This is a genomic window from Bradyrhizobium sp. CIAT3101, from assembly GCF_029714945.1.
In the GTDB taxonomy this organism is placed as follows: domain Bacteria; phylum Pseudomonadota; class Alphaproteobacteria; order Rhizobiales; family Xanthobacteraceae; genus Bradyrhizobium.
Genome location: NZ_CP121634.1, coordinates 7407656 through 7422855, shown reverse-complemented (window position 1 = coordinate 7422855; position 15200 = coordinate 7407656). Strand labels below are relative to the sequence as shown.

The following is a 15200-nucleotide window of genomic DNA, read 5'->3' as shown; positions in this document are numbered from 1 at the left end:
GTCAGCGCCCGCACAGCATGCCGTCGTCATGGACGGCGGGCGTAATGGTCGGCGAGGCATCGGCATACTGGTTGACGGCGCACAGCCCCGCATTCGCGGCGCAGTTGGCGGCGAAAGTCCAGGGCGGCGTGTTGGTCTTGGTGATGGAGACCTTGCCGCCTGTCGAGGTGATGACCGCGGTGTCGCCCGGCTGAGTGAGCTGGATGCACTGGAAGTTCAGCGTGCAGACGCTGGCCGCCCCCTCCTGCAGCACGACGACCGAGCGGCCCCGCTGCGACAGGATGTCGAGCGTGGTGCCGCGGACACCGATGGTCGCGAGCGGCGTCGTGATCTTGTAGGCGGTCTTCTCCGAATGCCCGGTCACGAAGCGGAAGGCGCCGGTGGCCATGCGAATCGCGACGTCGCGATAGCTGTGCTCGTCGTTGAAGACGGTGCGATCGAGCTTCAGCGTGGCGCTCGGTCCAAGCGACAGATTGGTGCTGTCGGCCATGACGAAGCGCGCTGCGCTGTCGGTGCCGGTGCGTACGGTCTCGTCGCGCAGCATGCTGTCGCCAACGCTGATCGGTGACGTGGTCGCGGCGACGCGCACCACCTCGTTTTGAACCAGGACGGCTTCGCCGACACGCGTTTGGGCCTGCGTGCAGGTCGCGGCGCACAGTGTGGCCGACAGCAGCGCAGGGAAAAGCAGAAAACGAAAATTCATATGGTACCCGATCGAAGTCCCTGATCGCGCGCCTGCGTTGTGGTAGACTGATCCGTGGCGGCGCGAGACGAGCGTTAGCTTAGTGACAGTTGCGGCAGAATGCGTTCAATGGATCGGCTGAGTTGTTTTTTATTCGCGGTGACGCAGATTTGCCACGCAAACTAGCCCCACTTCAGTCGCTTGAGGCACATGCGGTTCCGCAACTGTCGCGAAGCGCAGTGATCGCTGTCGCGATCTTCCTAGCGGCGCATCTCGCGCTGCTGGTCGGGCTGGTGACGCCGGAAAAATTCGTCTTCGACGAGGTGCACTACGTGCCGGCGGCGCGGCAGATGCTGGGCTTCGGGACGTCGGATCCGATGCTCAATCCGATGCATCCGCCGCTGGCGAAAGAGCTCATCGCGGGTTCGATCGCAGCCTTCGGCGACAATGCGCTGGGCTGGCGCTATCCGGCGACGCTGTTCGGTGCGCTCGCGATCGTCGCGATCTATCTCTGCGGTCTGGCGCTGTTCGGATCGCAAGGGCCCGCGATCGCAGCCGCGCTGATCGCGGCGTTCAACCAGATGCTCTATGTGCAGGCGCGCATCGCCATGCTCGACATCTTCGCGCTCGGCTTTGGTCTGCTCGCCATTGCCGCTTTCATGCACGGCTTTCGACGAGAGCGGCCGCAGGCGCTGTTCGCACTCGCGGGCGCGTTGTTCGGTCTGGCCGCCGCCTGCAAATGGAGCGGCCTGTTTCCGCTCGGTGTTTGCATCGGGATCGTTGCATTGATCCGCCTGATGCAGGGTTGGCACACGCTGTTTGCCGATGCGAAGCCAAGCGATTGGTACCGGCCCGATCTGTGGCCGGAATTCAGGCTTCATCATGCCGCGCTCTGCTTCGCGCTGCTGCCGGCCGTGACCTATCTCGCCGCCTTCGTGCCGCTCTATGGTGTGTCGCTGCCGGATCTGGTCGAAGCACAGCGCCGTATCTTTGCCGACAACACCACCACCGCGATCGCCGGGCATACCTATATGAGCTCGTGGCCATCCTGGCCGCTGCTCGCGCGTCCCGTGTGGTTCCTGTTCGACAAGACGTCGGACGACAACGTCGCGGCGGTGGTTTTCCTCGGCAATCCGCTGGTGCTGTGGCCGGCGCTGCTCGCGCTCGCGGTGGTGTTGCGCGACTTCATCGTCGCGCGTCGCTGGGATGCTTTCCTGATCGCGGCGTTCTATTTCGGCCCCTGGCTCGCCTGGGCGCTGCTGCCGCGCACGCTGGGCTTCATCTATTATTATCTGCCGGCCGCAACCGCGGCCTCGCTCGCGCTGGTCTATGTGATGCGAAGAGAGGGCCTGCCGCGTTGGCTGTTGTGGGCTTATGTCGGCCTCGCCGCGATCGGCTTTGTGGTGATGCTGCCGGTCTCGGCCGCCTTCATCGGCACGTCGATGCAGACGTTCAACCGGCTGATGCTGTTCCAAAGCTGGATCTGACACCGGAAACCGCCTGCCGTTTTCAAGGCAGGCGGTTTATCGATCTCGGCAATCAGGTCCCGGATCACTTCGACGCGGTCTTGGTGTCCATGTTCACGACCTGGACGCGACGGTTGATCGGGTCGGCGCCGTTGGCGGTGTCCTTCAGCTTGGTCTTGCCGTAGCCGACCGTGACGAGATCATTGCCGCTGAGGCCATAGTTCTGCACCAGGTACTTCTTGATCGTGTCGGCGCGACGCTCCGAGAGGCCCTGATTGTATTCTTCGGTGCCGATCGCATCGGTGTGGCCGGCGACCACGAAGGTCGAGCCCTTCAGCGACGGATCGGACAGCGCCTTGCCGAGCGCCTGCACCGACGGTACCGAGGTCTTGGCGATGTCGGCCGAGTTGTAGTCGAACTGGATCTCCAGATCGATGTTCGGCTTGGTCGACGCGAACTCGGCAATCTGCTCGCGCTCGCCCATCGAAAGCGAACGGGTCTGCCGGTTGCGCACGGTGTTGAGGAAGGTCGCTTCCTTGGCTTGCGCCGTCGGATCGGCCTGCGGACCGGCGGACAGGCCGCGGGTGATCGGCTTCGGCTTCAACGCATCCAGGATCTGGTTGGTGGAGACGTTGGTGTCGCCGGCGAAAGCGAGGCCCGCCGTCAGCGACAGCGCGGCCGTGAGTGTGATCGCCTTCAGTCCAAAAAACTTATTGAAATGGGTCATTGTCGTATCCTCGCTGTGACGCCTGATGGCGATTTGATGCTGCGAGCATAGGGAAGGTTCAAAGGCCCGGATGTGATGCGGGTCACATTCAGAACCAGCCACAAGTCGAAGCGCATCCTGGCGCCGGTGCCGGTCGGCATCCATGGCAGCCAGCCAGCGGTAGCGGCTTATCGCCGGTGCTGCACGAGGCTCGCGTCAGGAAGCAGCGCTGTCTCATTCGATCGTCGAACGCAGCGGGTCCTCCTGCAGGGTCTTTTCGAGATCGTGCCCCGCGAACCGCTGGACTCACGGCCGATGCGGGTACAATCTCCCGCTATTGCTCGTCACCAGCCGTTGTTGTCCGCTGCGTCAGCAGCCAGAAAAGCAATCGTCGCAGCGTCTCTCGGCTCGGTTCGAGCAGCAGAAATCCCCGGGTGATCCAGATCACAGTATTCCGTCGTGAACTGGATCAGGTTGCTCTCATCGGATCGGCTCAAGCTGATCCGAGAGCAGCGAAGAAGTTTAGATCAGGGGAGAATGATCATGCGCTTCTTGATCGCAGCAATTTCAATCGTAGCATTCATTGTCAGCGGCAACGCGGCTCTTGCGGACAAGCGCGTCGCCTTTGTGGTCGGCAACGCCGCCTACAAGAATGTCCCGCAGCTCCCTAACCCCGCAATCGATTCCAAGGCTATCGCCAGGGTGCTCCGCAACGTCGGTTTTGATGTCGTCGAGGGCGCCAACCTCACCCGCGACGCCATGACCGCAAAGCTCCTGGAGTTTGGCAAGAAGAGCGAAGGTGCGGATGTCGCCGTGTTCTTCTATGCCGGCCACGGCATTGCCGTGAATGGCGTCAACTACCTGTTGCCGATCGACGCAGACCTGAAGTCGGAGATGGATGTCAAGCTCGGCGCGGCGATCAATGTCGATCTCACGCTCGACCAGACCATGTCGGACGCGAAGGTGAAGCTCGTGTTCCTGGACGCCTGTCGTGACAACCCGTTCGCGGCAAAGATCCGGTCGGCCAAGGCCACGCGCTCCGTCAACGTGCAGACCGGCCTTGCCGAGATGAAGTCGGGCGAAGGCACGCTGATTGCCTTTGCCACCGGCCCCGGCCAGACCGCGCTCGACGGCGAGGCCGGTACCAACAGCCCGTTCACCCGCGCACTGGTCGCCAACATTGCCCAGCCCGGGATCGAGATCCAGCAGGCGATGACCAAGGTCCGCGCCCAGGTCAGTGACGAGACCAACAAGGGACAATTGCCCTGGGGGCATACCAACCTCACCGGCAACGTCTATCTCAATCCGGTTAACACGCCCGCTGTGGCCACGACCGACACATCGAACGCGCCGGTGTCGTCCGCGACCAGGCAAGGCTCCGACATCGAGCTCGAGTTCTGGCGCTCGATCAAGGACACCAACAAGGTGGAAGAGCTCAACGCCTATCTCACCAACTATCCGAACGGCACGTTCAAATCGATCGCGCTCGCCCGCATCGCGGCGTTGCAGGATGGACCGTCCAACACCACCCGCAACCTCTCGGCCGGGATCGATCCCGCGACGTTTACCGACGAAGCCAATCAGGTGTCCGAAGACCAGATCGGTTTGGACAAGAGCCAACGTCGCGACGTGCAGCGCCGCCTCACCGGGCTCGGCTTCGACGTCAAGACGACGGGCAAATTCGACGACGAGACCCGTTCCGTGATGAAGCGGTGGCAGGCGGCACGCGGCTATCCCGCGACCGGTTATCTGAACAAGCTCCAGCACAAGGCGCTGCTGTCTGAAATCATCTCGACCCGCGCGGCCTCCTCCGAGGAGCAGGCGGACGATGAGCCTTCGCGTCGCCGGTCCTCCGGTGGCGGCGGCCGGCGCCATTATAGCGGCGGTGGTGGCGGTGGCGGTCCGATGGGCGGCCCCGGCGGTCTGTTCGGCGGTATGATGGGCGGGTTGTTCGGCCGCCGCTGAGCGGCAGGCAAGCAAAAGGCGGCCCGGTTCGGGCCGCCTTTTCGTTGTGGAAACCCTTGCTCACCGTTCGTCGCAAAGCCGTCGCCGCATGGCCTGCTCGCGAACAAGAAATCGGCCAGATGCGCGCCTAGCAGACATCCTTCATCAGACATCGCAGACGAGGGAGCAGAGTTCCGTCCAGTGGCCAGGTCGAGTGATTATCAGTTCTATCGTGGCGGCCCGCCGGATCGGACAGTCTTCCTGGGCTCGATGCCCATTTATATCGGTGCGGCGATGATCGCGGTGGCGATCCTGCTCTCGACGCTGATCACAGGGCTGACCTCCCGCTATGTCGGCCTCGAAGCTCCGACCGACGAGAACATGTGGCTGGTCGATCGCCTCACCGGCAGCGTCTATCGCTGCCAGGCGGAGGGCCGGGGCAAGGCCGCATGCGAGCCCGATATCGCCACCGGGAGCGTAGGGGAGCGCCCAAAAGCCGCACGTTAGATCGAGCGAAACTCTCTTCCTCCGCGAGACGCTATCCCGGAAAGATAGCTGTCGCGTAGGCCGGCATCACGCTGGTTTCGTTTTCCGGAGGAGGAAACTTGATGAAGACCCTGTTGCTCGCGGCGGCGTTCGCTGCACTTGCTCTGTCTCCCGCATCGGCTGCCAAGATGGCCTGCACCAGCGCGAATATGGCCAAGCTTGTTGTCGGCCTGGGCGGTGAAGACACACCCGGCAAGATCGCGGCGCGGAAGTCGATGGCTTCGGCCAATTCCGACATGAGCAAAGGCAACATGCGCAGCGCCTGCAAGCACTACGTGAGCGCCGAGAAGGCGATGGCGATGAAGTAAGCTTCGCGCCAATCCGGTTTGAGCCGGCCGCGCTGTCAGCAGATGGCAGCGCGGCTTTTCTTTGCCTCGATCCGTCACCTGTTCTTTTTCTTGTTCTTTTTCCTGGCGCGAATCCCGCTACATTGCCTGTCGCAATGTCCCGCGCACCAAAACCCCTTCCGCTCCCGACGACACAGGCCCGGCAGATCTGGCTGCGCGCCCAGCGGCTCGACACGCGCGCGCCGTTCGGCGAGGGCGCCCAGGCCGTCGCGGAGGCGATCGCCCATCTCGGCTATGTGCAGATCGACACCATCAACGTGATCGAGCGCTGCCATCACCACATCCTGTTCAGCCGCATCCCGTCCTATGGCCGGGCCGATTTGCGTCATGCCCAAAGCATCGACAAAAGCGTGTTCGAATACTGGACCCATGCGCTGTCCTACGTGCCGTCGAACGATTTCCGGTTCTTCCTGCCGGCGATGCGCGAGCACAAGCGCGAGGGCCACAGATGGTATGCCTCGGTGACGCCGGCCGACACGCGCAAGGTGATGCGGCTGCTCCGCGCCGGTCCGCTGACGATCCGCGACATCGAGGACGACGTGCTCACCGAGAAGGAGCATCTGTGGCAGAGCCGCAAGCCTTCGAAGCGGGCACTTCAGCTTGCCTTCTACACCGGCGTCGCGACCGTCAGCGCGCGTCAGGGCATGCTCAAGACCTATGATCTGATGACGCGGCATTTCGGCTGGGACAAGCTGCCGAAGCCGGCCTCGGCCAAGGAGATCACGGCCTATCTGCTCGACCGCGCGCTGCGCTCGCAAGGCGTGGTCAGCCTCGATTCGATCTGCCATCTCGATGCGCCGAGCAAGAAGGCGGTGGCAGGTCTGATCGCCGCGCGAGTCCGCCGCGGCGAGGTCTTGCCTGTCGCGATCGAGGGCGCCGGCAAGCAGGAGCACTGGGCCACGCCTGCGGCGCTGGAGCCGCATGAGGTGTCACCCGATCTCGTCCACATCCTGTCGCCGTTCGATCCGCTCATCATCCAGCGCAAGCGCACCAATCTCATCTTCGGCTACAACCATCTGTTCGAGGCCTATGTGCCGAAGGCGAAGCGCAAGCTCGGTTACTTCGCGCTGCCCGTGCTAGTCGGTGACGAGATCGTCGCCGCGCTCGATCTCAAGACCGACCGGCAGGCCAAGAAGCTGTTGATGCAGAAATGGACTTGGCTCGGGCAGGGCAAAAAGATGGCGGGGCGCAAGGAACTGAAGCAGAAGATCGAGGAGGAGCTCGATCGGTTCGAGCGGTTTCAGCTCGCGGAGTGAGGCCAGATACCGGTCCCGTAGGGTGGGCAAAGGCGCGTTAGCGCCGTGCCCACCATCTGCTTGTGGTGGGCACGCTTCGCTTTGCCCACCCTACGAGACTGTGCAACGCCGCGAGCTGGTCGATCCAAACGCCAAGCAAAATCCCGGCCGCATACGCCACCAGATTCCACAGCGAGAAGATCCGGCCCAACAGCAACGCACCGGCGGTGGTGAGCCGGAACGCATCGAGCCAGGGCGTATGCACCAGCCGCGAAAGCTCGACCACGATCGCGATCACCATGGCGACGGCCGCGATCTGGCTCCGCGACATCAGCGGCAGCACAACCCCGACCAGTAGGAACACCATCGTCGCCCACAGCAGCGAGCCGCCGTACTTGACCACGAAGGCCGGAAGGCCGATCGGAAAGCCGTACCAGCGTAGGGACAGCCCGCAGGCGATCACGGCGAGCGCCAGTCCGGCTCGGACCAGCATCCGTCGTCGCAGCGCAAGGGTGTTGACCGGCTGCGCTCCGTGCATGGCTTCCATTGACTCTTTGCCCGCGATGCTGAAAACCGCCAATTAGCCCATAAAAGCAACAACCCTGGGGGAAGCCATGAGCCAGACCACGACCTATACCGGTTCCGCCGGTGCGAAAAGCGCCATCGAAACCTCGACCATCCGCGCCATCTCCTGGCGCCTGATCCCGTTCCTGGTGCTGGCCTACTTCTTCTCCTATCTCGACCGCGTCAATCTCGGCTTCGCCGCGCTGACCATGAACGCCGAGCTGAAGTTCACGCCGCTGATCTTCTCCTGGGGCGCCGGCATCTTCTTCATCGGTTATTTCATCTTCGAGGTGCCGAGCAATCTGGCGCTGGAGAAATTCGGTGCCAGCCGCTGGATCGCCCGTATCATGGTGACCTGGGGCATCATCTCGGCCCTGATGGCGTTGGTGAACGGTGTGACCAGCTTCTATGTCCTGCGCTTCCTGCTCGGCGTGGCCGAAGCCGGGTTCTTCCCCGGCATCATCCTCTATCTGACCTATTGGTACCCGGCCGAATATCGCGGCCGCTTCCTTGCGGCCTTCGCGATCGCCGTGCCGGTCTCGACCGTGATCGGCGCGCCGATCTCGGGCCTGCTGCTCGGGCTCGACGGCGTCATGGGCCTGAAGGGCTGGCAGTGGCTGTTCATTCTCGAGGGCATCCCCTCGGTGCTGCTCGGCATCGTCACCTGGTTCTACCTCACCGACAGGCCGGAGAAGGCGGACTGGCTCTCGGCCGAGCAGAAGGCCTGGCTCAAGGCGAGGCTTGATGCCGAGATCGCGGCCAAGCAGGCCGTGAAGCATCTGACGCTTGGCGAGGCGCTGTCCTCACCCAAGGTGATCATGCTGAGCCTGATCTATTTCGGCTTCGTCGGCGCGCTTTACGGCATGCAGTTCTGGCTGCCGCAGATCGTCAAGGCGTTCGGCCTCACCAACGCCCAGACCGGATTCGTCACCGCGATCCCCTATGTGTTCGGCACGGTCGCCATGATCCTGTGGGCGCGGCATTCGGATGCCACGCGCGAACGCGTGATGCATGTCGGCGCGCCCATGATCCTGATCGCGGTCGCGCTCGCCATCTCCAGCTACGTCACCGATCCCACCATGACGATGGTGGCGCTGACCTTCGCCGCGATCGGCGTGTTCTGCGTGTTCGGCGTGTTCTGGACCTTGCCGACCTCCTGGCTGTCGGGCACGGCGGCCGCCGGCGCCATCGCGCTGATCAACTCGATCGGCAATCTGGCCGGCTTCGGCGGCCCGTATCTGATCGGCTGGGTCAAGGAAGCGACCGGACAGACTTCGACGGGTCTGCTGGTGCTCGCGGTCCTGCCGCTGCTCGCCGGCATATTGGTCTTTGTCGGCGGCCACGAGACCAAGCACGAGTTCGCCGAGCAGGGGCGGTAGCGCCGAGCGAACAGGCCCGGAGGGTGGGCAAAGGCGCATTTGCGCCGTGCCCACGAGCTCTCTCGATCACGAAAAATGGGTGGGCACGCTTCGTTTTGCCCACCCTACGGCATCGCGCCTGAGGCGAGGGATTCGGGCTACAAGCCTCCGCGAAGCCTACTATAGCACCTCCTCAACCGTGCCCTCGCAATCCTTACCACCCCTTAACGATCACGCTTTTCTGATAACTGACGATTATTGACTTTTATCAGTGATTAGTCGACATTCCTCTCATTACAGACGCAGGAGTGTCCTCCGATGTTCGTTCGGTCCGTTTTGTCCAGCTATTCCAGGCTCTTGGCGGGTGTGTCGCTGGCCCTGATGGCCGCCGCGCTGGCTGGGTGCAACGATACCGTGGCGCAGAAGGCCGAGCCGCCGCGGCCGGTTCTGGTCGCAACCGCTCATTATGATGCCGAGACCCCGGAGCGCAGCTTCGTTGGGACCATCCGCCCCCGGATCGAGAGCGACCTCGGCTTTCGCGTCGCCGGCAAGGTCGACAAGCGTCTGGTCGAGGTCGGCCAGACCGTCGAGATCGGCCAGCCGCTCGCTACCCTCGACGAGATCGATCTGAAGCTCCAGGCCGAGCAGGCCGTCGCCGAGCAGACCGCCGCCACTGGCGTGCTGGCCCAGGCCGCCGCCGCCGAGCAGCGCGCCAAGGATTTGAAGGCCAAGGGCTGGACCACGGATGCGGCGCTGGATTCGAGCCGCGCTGCTGCCGACGAGGCCCGTGCGCGCCTCGACCGCGCCGTCCGCTCGGTTGAACTGACCAAGAATTCCCTTTCCTACGCGACGCTCAACGCCGACGCCCGTGGCGTCGTCACCGCAACGCTGATCGAGCCCGGCCAGGTGGTTGCCGCAGGCCAGACCTCGATCCGCGTCGCCCGCTTTGCCGAAAAGGAAGCGGTCGTCGCGATCCCTGAGACGCTGGTCGGACGTGCCAAGTCGGGCGCCGCCAGCGTCACTCTTTGGTCGGAGCCGGACAAGAAGTACACGGCGAAGCTGCGCGAGATCGCGCCCACCGCGGATTCCGCCACGCGCACCTATCTCGCAAAGTTCTCGCTGCCCGAAGCCGACGACAAGGTTTCGCTCGGCATGACCGCGACGCTGACGCTGTCGGACGCCGCCACCGAGCGCGTCGCGCGGCTGCCGCTGTCGGCGCTGTTCAACGAAGGCGGCAAGCCGTCCTTCTATGTCGTCGACGACAATGGCGCGGTCACGCTGAAGCCGGTGGCGGTGAAGTCCTACGACAGCAACGACGTCGTCATCACCAGCGGTGTTGACGAGGGTGCCAAGATCGTCACGCTCGGCGTGCAGAAGCTCGATCCCGGCCAGAAGGTGCGGGTGGTGTCGTCACTGTCTTTCTGAGCGTTACGACCAGTTACGTCGTGTGAGGTGAGTTTCGGCCTTTGCCCCTACGCAACGGCTGAAGCGGCGAAGCGATCCAGAACCTGCCCAGCCCCCTGGATTGCTTCGCTGCCTCGCGACGACGCCTTGAACAGAGTGGCTGTCGTTTTTGGCAAGTGGATCGTTTTTTCCGGAGAGTGCGATGAAGCGCTTCAACCTTTCGGCCTGGGCCGTCAGCCATCCGACGCTGGTGCTGTTCCTGATGCTCGTGCTCGGCGTCGCCGGCTTCTTCTCCTATCAGAAGCTCGGCCGCGCCGAGGATCCGTTCTTCACGGTGAAGGTGGTCAACGTCTCGGTGATGTGGCCGGGCGCGACCGCGCAGGAAATGCAGACCCAGGTCGCCGATCCCATCGAGAAGAAGATCCAGGAGCTGCCCTATTTCGAGAAGGTGCAGACCTATTCCAAGCCCGGCTTCACCGCGCTTCAGGTCACCTTCCGCGACTCCACGCCGCCGAAGGATGTGCCTTATCTCTTCTATCTCCTGCGCAAGAAGCTCGTCGACGTGCAGGGCCAGTTGCCCGCAGGGATTCTGGGACCGGTCGTCAACGACGAGTTCTCCGACGTCGATTCCATCCTCTATATGATGACCGGCGACGGCGCCGATTACGCCCAGCTCAAGAAGGTCTCCGAAGGTTTTCGTCAACGCCTGCTCAAGGTGCCCGGCGTCACCAAGGTTGACGTCTACGGCAATCAGGACGAGCGCATCTTCGTCGAGTTTTCGCATGCGAAGCTCGCCACCCTCGGCATCACGCCGCAGGCGCTGTTCGATTCGCTTGCCAAGCAGAACAACGTGACCCCGGCCGGCACGGTCGAGACCTCGTCGCAGCGCGTGCCGCTGCGCGTCACCGGTGCGCTCGACGGCGCCAAGGCCGTGGCCGAGACCCCCGTCGAGAGCAACGGCCGCGTGTTCCGCCTCGGCGACATCGCCACCGTCACCCATGGCTACGTCGACCCGCCGAGCTTCGTCGTCCGTCAGGAAGGCAAGCCCGCGATCGGCATCGGCGTCGTCACCGCCAAGGGCGCCAACATCCTCGAGCTCGGCAAGGAGGTCGAGAAGGCGACCGCGGAGTTCATGAAGGCCGTGCCGCAGGGCGTCGACGTCGCGCTGATCGCCGATCAGCCCAAGGTGGTCGAGCACGCCGTCGGCGAGTTCGTGCACTCCTTCATGGAAGCGCTCGTCATCGTGCTGTTCGTCTCATTCCTCGCGCTCGGCTGGCGCACCGGCATCGTGGTCGCGCTCTCCGTGCCGCTGGTGCTCGGCATCGTCTTCATCGTCATGAACACGATGTCGCTCGACCTGCACCGCATCACGCTCGGCGCGCTGATCATCGCGCTCGGCTTGCTCGTCGACGACGCCATCATCGCGGTCGAGATGATGGTGGTGAAGATGGAGCAGGGCTGGGATCGCATGCGTGCGGCGTCCTTTGCCTGGGAATCCACTGCGTTTCCGATGCTCACGGGAACGCTGGTCACGGCCGCTGGCTTCCTCCCCATCGGCTTTGCCAATTCCGCGGTCGGCGAATATGCCGGCAGCATCTTCTGGATCGTGGCGATCGCGCTGGTCGCATCCTGGTTCGTGGCGGTGATCTTCACGCCCTATATCGGCGTCATGCTGCTGCCCAACATCAAGGTGCATCACAATCACGATCCGCACGCGGTCTACGAGACCCGCATGTACCGCGGCCTGCGCGCCATCGTGCAATGGTGCGTCAATCACCGCATCACCGTGGTGGTCGCGACCGTCGGCGTCTTCATCGCCTCCATCGTCGGCTTCGGCCATGTCCAGCAGCAGTTCTTCCCGCTGTCGGAGCGGCCCGAGCTGTTCCTCCAGCTGCGTCTGCCCGAAGGCACCGCCTTCAACGTCACCGAGAAGGCCGTGAAGAAGGCCGAGACGCTGCTCAAGGACGACAAGGACATCGAGACCTATACCTCTTATGTCGGCCAGGGCTCGCCGCGCTTCTGGCTCGGCCTCAACCCGCAGCTGCCGAACGAGGCCTTTGCCGAGATCGTCATCGTCGCCAAGGGCGTCGAGGCACGCGAACGGGTCAAGGCCAAGATCGAAGGCGCGGTTGCCGACGGCATGCTGACCGAGGCGCGGGTGCGCGTCGACCGTTTCAATTTCGGTCCGCCGGTCGGCTTCCCCGTCCAGTTCCGCGTGATCGGCCCGGACGCCAACAAGGTGCGCGAGATCGCCTACCAGGTTCGCGACGTCATGCGGCAGAACAAGAACGTCAAGGACGTCCAGCTCGACTGGAACGAGCAGTCGCCTTACCTCAAGCTCGTCGTCGACCAGGATCGCGCCCGTGCCATGGGTCTCACCCCCCAGGACGTCTCCCAGGCGCTGTCCATGCTGATCTCGGGCGCGCAGGTCACGACCGTACGTGACGGCATCGAGAAGGTTGGCGTGGTTGCCCGCGCGATTCCGTCCGAGCGCCTCGATCTCGGCGGCGTCGGTGATCTCACCATCACCTCGAAGAACGGCGTTGCCGTGCCGCTGCAGCAGATCGCCAAGATCGAGTACGCCCACGAGGAGCCGATCATGTGGCGGCGCAACCGCGACATGGCGATCACCGTGCGCTCGGACGTCGTCGACGGCGTGCAGGCGCCCGACGTCACCAACCAGATCACGCCGAAGCTGCAGCAGATCAAGGACTACCTCGAGCCGGCCTACCGCATCGAGCCGGGTGGTGCGTTCGAGGAATCCGCCAAGGGCAATGCCTCGATCTTCATCCTCTTCCCGCTGATGGTCATGGTGATGCTGACGCTGCTGATGTTCCAGCTGCAGAGCTTCTCGCGCCTGATCCTGGTGTTCCTGACCGCGCCGCTCGGCATCGTCGGTGCCTCCTTCGGCCTCAACGTCGCCAACGCGCCGTTCGGCTTCGTGGCGCTGCTGGGCCTGATCGCGCTCGCCGGCATGATCATGCGCAACACGGTCATCCTGGTCGACCAGATCGAGACCGACGTGTCTCACGGCTTGACTCGCCGGGAGGCGATCGTGGAGGCGACCGTCCGCCGCGCCCGCCCGGTGGTGTTGACGGCGCTCGCCGCTATCCTCGCGATGATCCCGCTGTCGCGGTCGGCCTTCTGGGGCCCGATGGCGATCACGATCATGGGCGGCCTGTTCGTCGCGACGTTCCTGACGCTGCTGTACCTGCCGGGCCTTTACGCCCTGTGGTTCCGCAAGAGCCTCGACGAGGCCGGCACCCCCGAGCAGCCTGCCGCGCCGCAGCATGGGAGCGATGACCAGCACGCAATTCCGCTTGCTGAAGCGGCTGAATAAATGAGAAGACTACCGACGGACGAGTCCTGACACATGACACTGGTTGCGGAACATATCGAAGGCGACACCCGGGATCGTATTCTCGAGGTGGCTGAGCGGCTGTTCCGCGTGATCGGCTACCAGAAGACCACGGTCGGGGACATCGCCAAAGAGCTCCGGATGAGCCCCGCCAATGTCTATCGCTTCTTCGAATCGAAGAAGGCGATCCACCAGGCGGTGGCGCGGGGCCTGATGGGCGAGGTCGAGCTGGAGGCGCAGCGGATCGTGGCTCGACCCGGTCCGGTGCTTCCGCGCTTCCGCGAGCTGCTCACCACCATCCACCGCATGAACACCGAGCGCTATGTCGGCGATTCCAAGCTGCATGAGATGGTCGAGATCGCCATGCAGGAGGACTGGGACGTCTGTGTCGCCCATATGGAGTGCATTGCCGGCTTCATGGGCCAGATGATCGCGCAGGGCGTTGCTTCCGGCGAATTCGAAGCGCCGGACCTGCAGCTGGCCTCGCTGTGCGCCTGCACCGCGATGATGCGCTTCTTCCACCCCCAGATGATCGCCCAGTGCGCCACCAAGCCGGGCCCGACCATCGACCAGATGATCGATTTCGTCATCGCGGGTCTGTCGCCGCGCCACTGACGGGCCGCCGGGTTTCCCCTATAAGCTGCTTCGCATTGCCCGGAATGGCGGGATAGCGGAGAAGCAGCGCGTGACCGACAAAGACCTGTACTTCTACGAGCCCTCCAAGGGCCACGGCCTCAAGCACGATCCCTTCAACGCCATCATCGCGCCGCGGCCGATCGGCTGGATCTCGTCGCGCGACAGCAAGGGCCACGTCAACCTCGCGCCCTACAGCTTCTTCAACGCCTTCGCTTACGTGCCGCCGATCATCGGCTTCTCCTCCACCAACTGGAAGGACTCGGTCGAGAACATCCAGCAGACCGGCGAGTTCGTCTGGAATCTCGCCACCATGGATCTCGCCAAGCACATGAACGCGACCGCGGCGCATGTTGCGCCTGAGGTCGACGAGTTCGAGATCGCGGGTCTCACCGCCGTGCCGGGCAGGCTGGTCAACGTGCCGCGGGTCGGCGAGAGCCCCGTCGCCTTCGAGTGCAAGGTGTCCGACATCGTCCGCCTCAAGGGCGCCGACGGCAAGGAGGCCGACGCCTGGCTGACGCTCGGCGAGGTCGTCGCCGTCCATATCGACAAGGCCATGATCAAGGACGGCGTCTACCAGACCGCCGCCGCCCGCCCGATCGTCCGCGCCGGCCGTCGCGGTGATTATTTCGAGATCAAGCCGGAAAACATGTTCGAGATGGTCCGGCCGGATTAAGGCCGGGCCGCACTCCCTCCACGCAGTCATTCCGGGGCGACGCGTAGCGTCGAGCCCGGAATCCATAACCACCATCGGGCGTATGGATTCCGGGCTCGCGCCAAGAGGCGCGCCCCGGAATGACATGGGGAGACATTCAGCCCGCGCCCCCTCCCGGAACTGCCCCCACGCCCCGGCCGTTATGGTCCCCGGGGCGGCCGCCCGGCCGCGTCAATTCGCATCATTTTGCTGGCGAAGTGTTCACGCATGCCGGCCACTTTCCGCTAAAATGCCGATACCCG

General features: G+C 63.9%; 13 protein-coding genes. 10 read left to right on the top strand and 3 right to left on the bottom strand.

Annotation, left to right across the window (positions count from 1 at the left end):
• Position 1: 1 nt before the first annotated feature.
• Complete coding sequence (locus tag QA645_RS34650; RefSeq protein WP_283045705.1) at positions 2-703, bottom strand: FecR family protein; 702 nt, start codon at positions 701-703, stop codon at positions 2-4.
• Positions 704-921: 218 nt separating this feature from the next.
• Between QA645_RS34650 and QA645_RS34645 the strand changes: the two genes are divergently transcribed.
• Entirely contained in the window at positions 922-2169 is a 1248-nt protein-coding gene (locus QA645_RS34645; RefSeq protein ID WP_283045704.1) for a phospholipid carrier-dependent glycosyltransferase, read from the top strand.
• A gap of 64 nt (positions 2170-2233) precedes the next feature.
• On the opposite strand, the gene QA645_RS34640 is transcribed toward QA645_RS34645, so the two are convergent.
• A complete protein-coding gene (locus QA645_RS34640) occupies positions 2234-2875 on the bottom strand; it encodes an OmpA family protein (RefSeq protein ID WP_283045703.1) in 642 nt (213 codons plus the stop codon).
• 522 nt (positions 2876-3397) lie between these two features.
• On the opposite strand from QA645_RS34640, the gene QA645_RS34635 reads away from it, so the two are divergent.
• The 4 genes from QA645_RS34635 to QA645_RS34620 all read left to right on the top strand — a co-directional run bounded on the left by QA645_RS34635 (position 3398) and on the right by QA645_RS34620 (position 6947).
• On the top strand, positions 3398-4819 hold the full coding sequence (locus QA645_RS34635) for a caspase family protein (RefSeq protein WP_283045702.1): 1422 nt from the start codon (positions 3398-3400) through the stop codon (positions 4817-4819).
• Positions 4820-5068: 249 nt separating this feature from the next.
• Positions 5069-5305 (top strand): hypothetical protein, encoded by a 237-nt coding sequence (locus tag QA645_RS34630; RefSeq protein WP_254129241.1) that lies wholly within the window; start codon positions 5069-5071, stop codon positions 5303-5305.
• 101 nt (positions 5306-5406) lie between these two features.
• Positions 5407-5652 (top strand): hypothetical protein, encoded by a 246-nt coding sequence (locus QA645_RS34625; RefSeq protein WP_254129242.1) that lies wholly within the window; start codon positions 5407-5409, stop codon positions 5650-5652.
• A 134-nt stretch (positions 5653-5786) separates the two neighbouring features.
• Positions 5787-6947 (top strand): crosslink repair DNA glycosylase YcaQ family protein, encoded by a 1161-nt coding sequence (locus tag QA645_RS34620; protein ID WP_283045701.1) that lies wholly within the window; start codon positions 5787-5789, stop codon positions 6945-6947.
• 37 nt (positions 6948-6984) lie between these two features.
• Here the strand turns inward: QA645_RS34620 and QA645_RS34615 are convergent, their stop codons facing one another.
• Positions 6985-7464, bottom strand: a complete 480-nt coding sequence (locus QA645_RS34615) for a DUF2809 domain-containing protein (protein ID WP_283045700.1) — start codon at positions 7462-7464, stop codon at positions 6985-6987.
• A 76-nt stretch (positions 7465-7540) separates the two neighbouring features.
• Between QA645_RS34615 and QA645_RS34610 the strand changes: the two genes are divergently transcribed.
• The 5 genes from QA645_RS34610 to QA645_RS34590 all read left to right on the top strand — a co-directional run bounded on the left by QA645_RS34610 (position 7541) and on the right by QA645_RS34590 (position 14919).
• Positions 7541-8869: an MFS transporter gene (locus QA645_RS34610; protein WP_283045699.1), complete on the top strand. Its 1329-nt coding sequence runs from the start codon at positions 7541-7543 to the stop codon at positions 8867-8869.
• Between the two features lie 297 nt (positions 8870-9166).
• Positions 9167-10273 carry an efflux RND transporter periplasmic adaptor subunit gene (locus QA645_RS34605; protein WP_283045698.1) on the top strand — a complete coding sequence of 369 codons (1107 nt, stop codon included), beginning with the start codon at positions 9167-9169 and terminating at the stop codon, positions 10271-10273.
• Between the two features lie 181 nt (positions 10274-10454).
• Positions 10455-13592 carry an efflux RND transporter permease subunit gene (locus tag QA645_RS34600; protein ID WP_254129247.1) on the top strand — a complete coding sequence of 1046 codons (3138 nt, stop codon included), beginning with the start codon at positions 10455-10457 and terminating at the stop codon, positions 13590-13592.
• A 33-nt stretch (positions 13593-13625) separates the two neighbouring features.
• Positions 13626-14225: a TetR family transcriptional regulator gene (locus QA645_RS34595; RefSeq protein ID WP_254129248.1), complete on the top strand. Its 600-nt coding sequence runs from the start codon at positions 13626-13628 to the stop codon at positions 14223-14225.
• 70 nt (positions 14226-14295) lie between these two features.
• A complete protein-coding gene (locus QA645_RS34590; RefSeq protein ID WP_283045696.1) occupies positions 14296-14919 on the top strand; it encodes a flavin reductase family protein in 624 nt (207 codons plus the stop codon).
• Positions 14920-15200 lie beyond the last annotated feature (281 nt).